The following is a 339-nucleotide window of genomic DNA, read 5'->3' as shown; positions in this document are numbered from 1 at the left end:
CCTTGGGATCGCCCGCGATGTTGCGGACATAGCCGTCGCGATATTTGTAGGCGAAGGCGATCCGCCCGGCGAGCGTGTCGTTGCCCGCGTTCAGATAGCCCGACACCTGGCTCCGGTCGAAATTGCCATAGGAGACCAGGATGCCGCCCTCGGTCCCGGCGCGTGGTTTGGCGGAGATGATGTTGATCGCGCCGATGGCGGCGGCGGTGCCGAACAGCGTCGCCTGCGGCCCCTTCACCACCTCGATCCGCTCGATATCGTACAGATCCTGATAGGCGCCGCGCGTCCGGCTGATGTCGACGCCGTTATAATAGAGCGTGACCCGCGCACCCTGCTGGG

At 65.2% G+C, this 339-nt stretch carries 1 protein-coding gene; it reads right to left on the bottom strand.

Annotation, left to right across the window (positions count from 1 at the left end):
• On the bottom strand, window positions 1-339 hold a 339-nt coding region (locus EOA78_RS35675; protein WP_164784127.1), incomplete at both ends, for a Plug domain-containing protein.

Origin of the sequence: Mesorhizobium sp. M5C.F.Cr.IN.023.01.1.1 (genome assembly GCF_003997585.1) — a bacterium.
Taxonomy (GTDB): domain Bacteria; phylum Pseudomonadota; class Alphaproteobacteria; order Rhizobiales; family Rhizobiaceae; genus Mesorhizobium; species Mesorhizobium wenxiniae.
Note: the sequence above shows the minus strand (reverse complement) of the source record. Positions and strands in the feature narration are given on the sequence as shown.